We start from the raw sequence: 11,954 nt of genomic DNA, 5'->3' as shown, positions 1-11,954 counted from the left end.
CCATCTAAATAATCATTATAATCCCCGCCAGAAATTTCATCATTACCATTTTCACCGTAAAGTTTACTATTGCCTTTAAGGATATCATTTCCATTCCCGCCATAAATGCGGGCATCACTATATTTACCACCTTCAACATAATCATTCCCATCACCACCCATTAATGTAATACGGGAGAACCATCCAGAATTACCGTAAATAGTATCATCACCTGCCCCACCATCAATTGTATCATCATCCCCGCCACCATAAATAGTGTCTCTACCATTTCCACCTTTAAGATTATCACTTCCTGAACCACCATAAATAGTATCGTCACCATCGCCACCATCAATAACATCACGTCCACCATCATAATCATCATCTTCAACAAGATCATCGCCATATAATATGTCAGAATCAGCTTCACCAAATATGACATCGTCTCCTAAACCACCGTAAACTTTGTCTACTCCACTTCCACTGTGGATTTCATCTTGATCTTCATTTCCGTAAATAGTATCAGAATAAACCCCGGTATTGATTTTATCATTACCTTTGCCACCAGAAACAACCGCAATATTTGTGCTATAAATTGTATCATTTCCAGTATCACCATAAATTGCACCAGCGCTATTTGCTTGAATCAAATCATTACCCGAACCACCATGAACCATATTATATCCAACATTACTTGTAATAGTATCATTGCCATCCCCACCATCAATCAAACTTTTTTCTCTATTGCTACCATTTATAATGGTAATTTTATCATCCCCCATACCCCCATCGACTGTATCATTACCCGAACCACTTGTTATAGTATCATTGTCATCCCCACCATAAAGGGTGTCATTTCCATTCCCACCATTCAATGTATCTTGACCTTGCTCACCCGTTAACAAATCATCACCATCACTTCCGCTAAGGTCATCATCACCACTTCCACCAAAAGCTGTATCATTACCATTACCACCTACAATGACATCATTTTCTTCTTCGCCTGCTAAATAATCATCCCCGTCATTTCCAAATAAAAAATCGCTACCTGTGCCACCAAATAAATTATCTTTTTGATTGGCACCTATTAACCAATCATTTCCGCCTAATCCAAATAATGTGTTATCTTCGCCATCATTACCAATAAGGGCATTATTACCCCCATCCCCACTTGCGGTTAATGTATAAATTGGAAATAAGGTATTTAAGTCATTTTGGTCTAAATTTTTGGAAGTTGTTCTATTTTTTAATAAATTATTCTTTTTAAAATCAGACATAAGGTTTCCTTTATTATATGTTTATTAGTAAAAATTATTAATACAATATATTAAATATTTTAATAATTATTAATAATTTATTATTATTAATAAGAATAAATTAAGAATTTTTAGTGAATTATTATTTTATTTTTTATAAAATTCTATTTTATAAAAGAACAAAATAGGTTTTCCGTTAAAGGTTTTTCAACTGTTAGTAAATTTGAGCCCTCTGTTTCAAAACCACCTATAGCTTGCAGTAAAAGTGCTGTTTCTATGTTATCATCAGCTTTTAACGGCGCATACATTTTAAGAAAATCATCTTTGGTCACAAGCCCTATGCCATCACTGTGAACATAGTCGATGTTTTTATAATAATCTATGTCACCGGTGATTTTGCTAATTGAATAAAATTGGTCGCTATCAATCACATGAAATGTGTAATCCGATATAGATCGCATACCAAATTCCAGTTTATCTAAACCTATTCCCCCATCAAATAGATCGCTATACCCATCTGTATCATTAGAAACATTTAACGTATCATCCCCATTGCCACCTTCGACCGTATCACCCCCACCATTTCCATAAATTTCATCATTCCCATCGCCACCATTCAAATAATCATTACCATTACCCCCATAAATATGATCGTGGCCTACGTCACCATATATTTTATTTACACCATTAATTTTACCAGAAAGGATATCATCCCCATCCCCACCTTTGATTAACGCTGTACCATAGGCAAAAAACCTCGGATCACTATCCCCACCATAAATAATATCATTACCATTCCCACCTTCTAAAATATCATTGCCACTTCCAGTTGGGCCATCAGTGCCCCCGAAAATGGTATCATTCCCATCCCCACCAAAAATTTTATCATTATTATATCCACCATTTAAGCGATCATCCCCTTCATCACCATAAATTTCATCATTTCCAAACTCACCACCTATATCATCATTGTCTGCCCCACCATGAATGGTATCATTACCATAATTACCCCTAATTTCATCAATCCCTATATCACCTGTAATGATATCATTACCACCCTCACCATCCAAATTATCATTACCCTCTCCCCCATAAATAGAATCCTGCCCTGCACCCCCTTCGATATGATCATTACCCTCTTCACCTTTTATTTCATTAATCCCAAAAATATTATTATATCCACCCAAAATTGTATCATCACCCGCCCCACCATAAAGCCAATTATTACCATCCATCGCATTACGTATAATTATTATATCAAACCCATTACCGCCATATATTTTATTACTTCCATAGGCATATAGACGGTCATTTCCATCATCCCCATAAATTTCATTATTTCCATAATAATCACATAAAATTATATCATTCCCATCATTCCCATGAATAAGATTATTATCTTCTATAACACTCCGAGGAGGAGGGGCGCTGTTTTCATCATACCCATAGATGAGATCATTACCTTCATTACCATAAATTTCATCTCTTCCTGATCCGCCATAAATGGTATCACTCCCATTACCACCCAGAATTTTATCATCATTCATTTCACCCCAAATAGTATCATTTCCCTCATCCCCATTAAGTGTATCATTGCCATTGCCACCTAAAATTTTATCATCTTGGGTGCCAGCTTTAATCATATCATTTCCATTACCCCCATTTAATTGATCGTCACCCCCACCACCTTGAATAAAATCGTCCCCTGTCCCACCATTTAATATATCATTATCTAAATCTAAATTTGGATTTTCTTTGCTTTCACTGCCATAAATGATATCATTTCCTTCATCCCCATCAATGATATCTTCACCCCAACCACCTATAAGTTCATCATTACCTATACCGCCACTGATCTGATCGCTATCATCCCCACCCTTAACAAAATCATGTCCATCGCCGGCATTAATTTTATCTTGGCCATTACCCCCATCTAGGGAATCATCACCCGATGCACCATTTAACGTATCATCCCCATCATTACCCGTTAACCGATCATCCCCATCATCCCCAAATAATGTGTCATTGCCATTTCCACCTGTTGATACATCATTACCTTCCTCACCTACAAGGGTATCATCCCCATCATTACCCAGTAAAAAATCGTGTCCCATACCACCTTTAAGTATATCCTTTTGATCCCCACCAATTAACCAATCATTACCCCCAAGACCATTTAATGTATTATCTTCGCCATTACTTCCAATCAAAATATTATCACCACTATCACCACTGGCAGTTAATTCAAAAATTGGTGAGGATAGACCTAAATTTAGTACTAATAAATTTCCTTTTAGTTTATTTGCAGCAGTGATTTTACTTTTGCTTAACCCCAATTTTATATTTTTCATTAACTGATCCTATTTATTATAAATAAAATTTATATTTAAAATGATAAGTAATATAAAATATATTTATAAAACAACTTAATTTATGGTTAATTTTTGTTAATAATTAGTACATAAATAGAATTAAAGCTTGTAATCCATCTAAATAAATAGCCGCTGTAATTAAATTACAGCGGCTTTATAATCAGTCTTAATTATTAAGCTATATTAAAAATTATTGACAGCTAATAAATTCATAATCTCTCTTTTTTCTACATCTGTACCTTCTAACGTACCAGATGTATCGGCTCCAAATCCACTTAAAGACTGGATAAAAGACGATAAATCTGTATTATAATCATATGTCGTAGATTTTTCCCTTTTATATTATAAAAATATTAAATGAACATTAATATTAAATAATTTTATATATAAATCAATAATATAAAATAAAATTGTATATTACCTAATTTACCAAAGATTTTTAAGTACATAAAAAGAACATTTAAAAATTGCTAAATTACTTTGATTTTATAAATTTTCTACCAATGTTGAAAAATAATAAGGGGGTCAAATCGCTTTAGTAATCAAATGGCTCTAAACTTGTAAAAACATAAATGGATCACAAAATACATGATCCAGCAAAAACAAGAATAAACCAAAATTTTTATCTTCTAATGCAGAGTCATATCAAGCTCGTTGTTCCTATTCCAAAAATGTTATATTATTAATAGGCATTGTCCTTAATTTTCAAAGTTTTCTTACTATAATATATAAAGCAATTGATTATTCGGGGTTCTTATAATTTTTATAAAAAAATATAGATATCTTATAAAATTTGTATAAGAAAAATCATTATAGGTTCTTTATATTAAAGAATATAAACTTGTCCTATCACGAGAAGGAGGATTAGTATGAGTGAAAAAAAAAGCACCATTTTAATTATTGAAGATGAATTACCTATCCGAAAACTTTTGACCATCACCCTAGAAGGTAAAGGATACAAAGTAGTTGATGCAGATCAAGGTCGCATGGGCGCAAGATTAGCTGCCTCTGTTAAACCAGAACTTATTCTCTTAGATTTAGGATTACCAGACATTGATGGTAAAGAGGTTATCCAGACAGTACGTGAATGGTCCCAAGTACCTATCATTATATGTTCTGTACGCAATGATGATGAAGAAATGATTAAGGCTTTTGAAATGGGTGCAGATGATTATGTAATTAAACCTTTTAATCCTGATGTGTTGTTAGCCCGTATTTATGCCAATATAAGAAAATCTGCTACAGAGGTTGCAGGTGAACCTGAATTAGCCAATGGTAAAATTCGTATGGATCTTGTTCGTCATGAAGTATTTTTAGATGATATTAAAACACCTTTAACCCCGAAAGAATATGAATTATTACGTTATTTTCTTATTAATCGTGGTAAAATGCTTACCCATAAACAAATTTTAAAAGAAGTATGGGGTGCAGCCCACAGTGAAAATATGCAATATTTAAGAGTATATGTAAGTCAATTACGTGAAAAAATAGAAAACAAATCTGATGATCAAGTTTATATAACGACAGAACCAGGGATTGGATATCGTATGGAAATTATTCATAACGAACATCCTCCTTTAAAACAAGCAGCAGTTGGATAATTTTTTTTTAATTAAATTATTTAAAACCCAAGGTTAATTCTTGGGTTTTTTTATGAATTTTTAATACTGTGTTTCCATTCACATATCGATTTCTAATTTAAGAATTAATAAATTATTAATATAACCAAAATCAAAACCGAAATAAGGAGTTACTATTATGGCCGACAATAAAAATCAAGGATCTAGTCAAGGTGCTAAACAAAATCAGTCTCAAAAGAGCAATAAAAATGGTTCAAACAACCAAGGTTCAAAAAACCAACAACAATCACAACGACAATAGAAATTAATAGGTAGAAAAAATGACTACAACCTTAAGTCATATCAATGTTCCTTTTCCTTCAACCTATTTACGTTTTCCTAGGAAAAGAAAAGATGTATGTCGTATTTATGCTAAATGTGTTGGCATGGGTAATATTAACCCCATCTCATCACAAGCAAGTATAGGTATTGATAATACATCTCCAGAAATTTAGTAGAAGGAGAATAAAATCATGCTAAGTTGGGCTATCACATTTTTTCTTTTGGCCATAGTAGCAGGTTTGTTAGGATTTTTTGGCTTAGCTGGCACTTTTGCAGCTATTGCGAAATTTCTGGCTATTTTATTCGTCATATTATTTGTTGTAAGTTTAATTTATGGCATGCTAACAGGAAAACCTGTTGATCCACCTGTGTAGACACCAATAAATTAATATAAAAAGGATTGAAATAATAATATATTTCAATCCTTTTTTAATGATAAGTATTTTAAATGTCTTATTTCTAATAAATATTTATGTAAATATAAAAAAAGCACCATGATTAATCCTCATAGTGCTTTAACAATTTAGATTATTTAATTATTGAGGACTATTTTTAACATTGACTTGGGTTGCTTTAATGCTTTTACTAAGTAACCCTTTATCAATATATCCTACCACGGTTACTTCTGTGTTTGGCGTTAATGCAGCAGATTGATTAGATTCAATAACAATATCAATTTTACCCGTTGCATCTTTTAAGGTGAACTCTTTTTGGTTCTTCACGCTATTAACAGTTCCATTTAATTTAACAAAACCCGTATTAGGTAAATTTTGAATTGTATAAGTTTTTGCTTCTTCACCAGATGCGCTGGTTGTCGTCATTGCGTTTGGTGATGTGCTATTATTTGATGTTGATGACTGAACTGTAACCGATGTTGCATTAATATCAGTACCCATAATTCCACGGTCAACTGACCCTTTAACAGTTACTTTTGCACCTTCCTGCAAAATAACGGATTGATTGGATTCGATATCTACATCAATACTGCCAGTTTCATCACGAAGCGTAAATTCACGTTCATTTTGAATTGTTTCAACTGTACCCGTTACTTCTATCTGACTTTTGTCAGCTAATGTTTTAATATCACTAACACTTGCATAGGCTGGTATGGTTGACAGCATAGCAACACTTGTTAATAGACACATCTTATTGATTAACTTCATTTTTAATTGCTCCTTAAGTAAATAGAAATACTGCCAGACTGACAGTATTTATAACTTAGGAAATTTAATGTCAGAATACGATTAGATAGCGTATCAAAAATATAAAGAATGAATAAAATTATTAAACAGCCATATTATTAGGAGATAGTTTTAACTTTTCATGGATCACTTCCATAAGATCATCCATTATAAAAGGCTTGGTTATATAGGCGTCAGCCCCTAACTGATAAGCTTTTGCTTTAATATGGGGTTCTTTACGAACAGTTAAAACGATAACGATTGGTTTTTTCTCATTATTTTTGACAATAGGTAAAATTTCCAACCCATCTTTATCGGGCAGTCCTAAATCCAACACAACCAAATCTGGGTGAATTTGATTAAAAGTTTCAACACCTGTTTTAAATGAACCTGCTTCATACAAAACCGCCCGTTGAGTTTGCAAGGAAATACGTAAAAAAGTACGTATTGATGGGGTATCATCTATTATTAATATTTGTTTATCTTTCAACATGATACATAGGCTATACTTTACACATCTGTTTTTATTAATCTAATTTTACGCCATTTTGGTATATAAATAGTAAATACCGCACCACCATCTGGATGATTTGATGCAACAATGTCACCATCTTGCAACATCATAATCGATTTACATATGGCAAGTCCTAATCCTGTACCTGCAACCTTTTTATCTGTTTGGTTTAATCTGGCATATTTATCAAATATTTTATCCAAGGATTCTGGCGATATACCTTGGCCATGATCCCTAATTTCAAAAAAGAATTTTCTTCCTCTTACCCCATAAGAAATTTCAATTTTTGTTCCAGGGGCTGTATATTTTACAGCATTATCTAGTAAATTTTGTAAAACTTGTTCAATTAATGTTATATCTTGGAAAATAGCAATGTCTTGGGGAATAGAATGAATAACCAACATATGCTGCCCCATACGATGACGTAAGCGTTTGGCAATATTTTTGAGAATAATTTTTGAACTTTCCCATTCTTTTTTAAAATCAATATCCCCACTTTCAAGCCGTGTCATATCTAATATATTTGTAATAAAACTATCCAATCTTTGGGCTTCTTCTAAAGCTGTATTCATTAAAATATTACATTGCTCTTCTGACAATTTTGCACGCATACTCATAACAACGCTTAAAGCACCAATTACAGAAGCAAGAGGTGTTTTTAAATCATGAGACACACTTGAAAGAAGCATAGAACGAAGTTTTTCACGCTCTTCATTAACCCTACTTTCTTCCATCATCAAACCTAATTCTCTTCGTTCAATAATAAGAGCTATTTGATCTGCCAGAGCTGAAAGTAATCGTCCATAAATAATATCAAAATTTATATTTTTATTAATAAAAATACCTAATACACCAATTTCTTTTCCAACTGTTATTAACGGTACGAAATGCCAATTTATATCTGGATAATCTGGACTACCTGCGCCTGTTTTTTCACCTTTTTGCCAACAAAGAATTAAAGCCAAAGTTTCTCTTTCAGAAAATTTTATGTTTTGGGGATAGGTTTGGTTTAACGAAGATGGTGTAACTGGTGATGTTAAAAAAATGGCTATTTTTGTATTCAGAAGTTTTGAAAGTTCTTGATGCAAAGCTTCAACTGTTTCTGGTAAATTACTTTTTATTAATGTAACCCTATGCAGCTGAAAAAGAGCATTGACCCTTTTTGCATAAATAGAAATATTTTCTGTTTTATGTTGGCTATTATTTACAAATAAACCCATAACAATAGATGAAACCAAAAATAATCCAAGATTAATAGAATCTGTTGTATTGCGAATAAGATCTGTCCAAGTTGGTACAACATAAATTATATTCATAACCATAAAACTAGTAATAGCTGTAACCAAACCTGGTAACAAACCATATCGTCCAGCTATCAAGGTACAAGCCGTAATATAAATAATAGATTTATTTCTATGCGCCATGCCTACAGCATCTGGTAAAAGTAATCTAAATAATTCAACAATCATTGTTGCGATCAACGTTGCTAAAATTGCATAGAGAATTTCTTTATAATCTATATTTATGCTTGGTATCCAATTTACCCAAAAAGAGCTTGATTTGTCCAAAGGAACAACAGTAATTTCAGTTTTTGGATCTAAAACTTTTATAAGTTTATGATATAAATTAAAATGCTTATTACCTAAATTCCATAAACTTCGTTCTTTTGTTAAAATAAGCGTTTTAACAGGGATATAATTCGTTTCATATTCTTTAATTAAAGAAACCAACCCATCAAAAACCGTAGAAGCTTGAGCATGGACAATTTCTGCACCCAATTGCTCTGCTAACATAAGCAAAGTTAAAATTTGAGCATTCTTTTCTTTTCCGTTGTGGGGTGTTTCAATATAAATAGCTTTCCATTGAACCCGTAAACTTCTTGCTTTTTGTTTAGCAATACGGAATATATCCTCTGTCTGGCCTTTACCTGTAACTAAAACTAAAACTGTACCTGGTGCAGAAGGTTTTTTTAAAATAACTGGTTGTGACATAATCTAGTGTATAAAAAAATGACCCGCGCATTATGAAATATATGGCATAAAAATTCCATAAGTATTTGGCAAAACCTAATAAAATTCAATCGGTCACATTAATTTTAGAATAAATTTGTTATTTATAAAACTGTTATTATAAGATTATTAGGCCAAAATAATCTTATATTTATATACAAATTTTAATTTAAAATCCCTGAAAGATCAAAAATATTTTAAACAAGTAAAATTGTAAAAACTAAAGTTGCTATTAAAACAATAAATAATTTCATTTCTTCATTCTTTTTTTTTATGGCCTATCTCCTAATTTTTTGTGCTCCCATCATTTAAAATATTATCTAAATGTTCTTCTGTTTCTATAATAACTTTGGCTGCTTCATTTAATTTATGAGTATCACCTCCTGTAAAATGTCTAGCAACAGGACTTTCTTCATCCATCCTTTGCAAATCATTTGACGCAAGTTTTAACCTTGTTTTAACTTTTTCTAATAGATCTCTGACTGTTGATTCATCCATTATGTTTTCAATTTCTTTATCCCCTTTTTGACATGCCTGCATCCAAATTTTTAAAGAATGAACGTCATCTCGTACATCTGCTTGGTCCAAATAACGCTCATATTTATGGAGCAAATCTTGTAATTCTGAACATAAATGGTTTAATTCTTTTTTACTTTCATCGGATGTTTTTAAGGTTTGCGTCATACTCTATCTCCAACATAGTTTTATAAATCTTAGAGTACATTATATTAAATTACAGTTTTAGATATTTCTAAATTTTATAAAAAAAACATAAATTTATGATATCTTAATACTATACTCTACCGTGTCACATGGAAATCTAATATTGATAAAAATATATTTATGTTAATGCATATTAATGTATAGATAAATTTTTATGTTAAAGGAGAGTACAATGGATAAATATTCGGCTAACCCAAATTCCGATTATGAAGAGAAAAACCTTAATCAAGATGGTCAAGATAAGCCTAGTTTAGGCGATAAGGTTAGCGGTAATTGGAAAATATTCAAAGGTGAAATTAAACGTCAATGGGGTGAATTAACCGATGATCAAATAGACCAAATTGAAGGAAGCAGAGAGAAATTATGTGGCTATATTCAAAAAACCTATGGCGTTAAAAAGGAAGAAGCTGTAAGTCAAGTAGAAAATTTTGAAAAACGTCACAATCAATCTTTCCTTAATTAATTTTAGTCAATTAAAACTTTTACAACACAACAAATAATTAGTATAAAATACAGGAGACAATTATGTCAATTTTTTCATCCACTTCTTCGAACACTAAAGGCGATGATACTAATAATCGTAATAATTATAATAATGATACAATCGATGGAGAAGAACTTCGCGATTTAGCACAAAAAGCTGGACGCCAAGTTAAAAATTTTATCCATGATAAATCTGAACAAGCGGCAGAATTAAAAGATAAAGCCAAAGATAAAATTACAACGCATCCCTTTGAAGCTATAGGTATAGCAGCGCTGGGTGGTCTTATTTTAGGGTTCTTATTAAAGCGTTAAAAAAATGAAAATCAACCAATATTTCAGGTTGAAAGGATTTGCAATTCTATGGGTATTAGGACAATTACTTTTTAAAAAATCATCCCTAATACCCTATTTGCGTAATCTTTTCCTTCGTGTTATGACACTTAGCATTATTGTTATTATTGGTGGCTTAACATTCGTCGCAACAGGGTTAATAGGGCTTTATTTCTTTTTGATCGATCAAGGATTCATAAATTATGAAGTTATGTTTATAATGGCTGCGGGAATATTTGTTATAACTCTTATTGCAAGCATTATTACATGTACAATTTTTTACCATAAAAATTCTATTCGTTGGACAGAAACTGAATCGATACATCAATCTTCTAATCCTATGTCTGTTTTTGAATCTATGATAACCAGCTTTCTTAATGAATTGCTTAAAGATGATAAAAAATCTACATCAAATAAAAATAAATAAAATTTTATATAAATGAAAGGAATGAAAAATGCGGGGGTTTATTTTATGGCTCTTAGGCGTACCTATCCTTGTCATTATACTGTTATATGTATTAAACATAATTTAACATATTAAATAAAAAAGCCATTTTACAAATGGCTTTTTTAATAGGTATTAAGCAGCGTTCTTTTGAAAGTTATTTTTTTGCTTCTTATTTTTATGCCGTTTAAATTTAAACGGTTTTTGGTTTTCGGTTTTTGGTCTATCAAATTTATTTTTGTTTGGTTTTTTCTTAAAAGATTCGATGTTATTTTTCTGGAATTTTACCTGGGATTTATCCCTCTGTGGTCTATCTATCTGAGCTTTATTTGCCCGTGGCGCATCATCTGTCTTAAATCTCTCAGCTCGGGATCTATTTGCTCGCGATCTATTTTCCAGGGCGTCATTTGACTGCAATCCATCTGCTCGTGATTTATTTGTCCATGGTTTATTTACCTGAGATCCATGTGATTTTGATCTAGTTTTCCATGATTTATCAGCCTGTGATCTATTTGCATGTGGCCTATTTGCCCTTGATCTATTTTCCTTTGATCCATTTTCTACTGATTTATTTGTCCGGGAAGATTGAGGATCAAGAAGCAAATTTATTGCTTTCCATTTCTTGTTATCCGCAGGGGAAATAAAACTTAACGCTGATCCTTGGGCACCCGCACGTCCTGTTCTTCCGATACGATGTATATAATCTTCTGGACATTAAAGGAAATCATAATTTAGCAAAAGATCAACATGCGCAATATCCA

Annotated in this window: 13 protein-coding genes; 6 read left to right on the top strand and 7 right to left on the bottom strand. The window is 32.0% G+C overall.

Features of this window, described 5'->3' with window-relative positions:
• Window positions 1–1,256, bottom strand: a 1,256-nt coding sequence (locus tag K1X44_07890; protein ID MBX7147213.1) for a calcium-binding protein, incomplete at its 3' end; no start/stop codon positions are given.
• Between the two features lie 143 nt (window positions 1,257–1,399).
• The gene (locus tag K1X44_07885; GenBank protein MBX7147212.1) at window positions 1,400–3,586 is read right to left on the bottom strand and encodes a hypothetical protein; all 2,187 of its coding nucleotides are present in this window, start codon (window positions 3,584–3,586) and stop codon (window positions 1,400–1,402) included.
• 890 nt (window positions 3,587–4,476) lie between these two features.
• On the opposite strand from K1X44_07885, the gene K1X44_07880 reads away from it, so the two are divergent.
• The 3 genes from K1X44_07880 (at window position 4,477) to K1X44_07870 (ending at window position 5,882) form a co-directional block, all read left to right on the top strand.
• Complete coding sequence (locus K1X44_07880; GenBank protein MBX7147211.1) at window positions 4,477–5,208, top strand: response regulator transcription factor; 732 nt, start codon at window positions 4,477–4,479, stop codon at window positions 5,206–5,208.
• A gap of 299 nt (window positions 5,209–5,507) precedes the next feature.
• Window positions 5,508–5,681, top strand: a complete 174-nt coding sequence (locus K1X44_07875) for a hypothetical protein (protein ID MBX7147210.1) — start codon at window positions 5,508–5,510, stop codon at window positions 5,679–5,681.
• An 18-nt stretch (window positions 5,682–5,699) separates the two neighbouring features.
• The gene (locus tag K1X44_07870; GenBank protein MBX7147209.1) at window positions 5,700–5,882 is read left to right on the top strand and encodes a DUF1328 domain-containing protein; all 183 of its coding nucleotides are present in this window, start codon (window positions 5,700–5,702) and stop codon (window positions 5,880–5,882) included.
• Between the two features lie 162 nt (window positions 5,883–6,044).
• On the opposite strand, the gene K1X44_07865 is transcribed toward K1X44_07870, so the two are convergent.
• The 4 genes from K1X44_07865 to K1X44_07850 form a co-directional block, all read right to left on the bottom strand.
• Window positions 6,045–6,671, bottom strand: a complete 627-nt coding sequence (locus tag K1X44_07865) for a NirD/YgiW/YdeI family stress tolerance protein (protein MBX7147208.1) — start codon at window positions 6,669–6,671, stop codon at window positions 6,045–6,047.
• 121 nt (window positions 6,672–6,792) lie between these two features.
• Window positions 6,793–7,182, bottom strand: coding sequence for a response regulator (locus K1X44_07860; protein MBX7147207.1), 390 nt, complete (start codon window positions 7,180–7,182; stop codon window positions 6,793–6,795).
• A gap of 17 nt (window positions 7,183–7,199) precedes the next feature.
• Window positions 7,200–9,194, bottom strand: a complete 1,995-nt coding sequence (locus K1X44_07855) for a DUF4118 domain-containing protein (GenBank protein MBX7147206.1) — start codon at window positions 9,192–9,194, stop codon at window positions 7,200–7,202.
• Between the two features lie 303 nt (window positions 9,195–9,497).
• Window positions 9,498–9,896 (bottom strand): hypothetical protein, encoded by a 399-nt coding sequence (locus K1X44_07850; protein ID MBX7147205.1) that lies wholly within the window; start codon window positions 9,894–9,896, stop codon window positions 9,498–9,500.
• Window positions 9,897–10,107: 211 nt separating this feature from the next.
• Between K1X44_07850 and K1X44_07845 the strand changes: the two genes are divergently transcribed.
• The 3 genes from K1X44_07845 (at window position 10,108) to K1X44_07835 (ending at window position 11,175) form a co-directional block, all read left to right on the top strand.
• Window positions 10,108–10,398, top strand: coding sequence for a CsbD family protein (locus tag K1X44_07845; protein ID MBX7147204.1), 291 nt, complete (start codon window positions 10,108–10,110; stop codon window positions 10,396–10,398).
• A 62-nt stretch (window positions 10,399–10,460) separates the two neighbouring features.
• A complete protein-coding gene (locus K1X44_07840) occupies window positions 10,461–10,730 on the top strand; it encodes a hypothetical protein (protein ID MBX7147203.1) in 270 nt (89 codons plus the stop codon).
• Window positions 10,731–10,734: 4 nt separating this feature from the next.
• Window positions 10,735–11,175 carry a hypothetical protein gene (locus K1X44_07835; GenBank protein MBX7147202.1) on the top strand — a complete coding sequence of 147 codons (441 nt, stop codon included), beginning with the start codon at window positions 10,735–10,737 and terminating at the stop codon, window positions 11,173–11,175.
• 153 nt (window positions 11,176–11,328) lie between these two features.
• Here the strand turns inward: K1X44_07835 and K1X44_07830 are convergent, their stop codons facing one another.
• Window positions 11,329–11,796 (bottom strand): hypothetical protein, encoded by a 468-nt coding sequence (locus tag K1X44_07830; GenBank protein MBX7147201.1) that lies wholly within the window; start codon window positions 11,794–11,796, stop codon window positions 11,329–11,331.
• Window positions 11,797–11,954: the final 158 nt, after the last annotated feature.

This window comes from Alphaproteobacteria bacterium (assembly GCA_019695395.1).
GTDB lineage: Bacteria > Pseudomonadota > Alphaproteobacteria > JAEUKQ01 > JAIBAD01 > JAIBAD01.
This window is presented reverse-complemented; position numbering and strand designations above follow the sequence as displayed.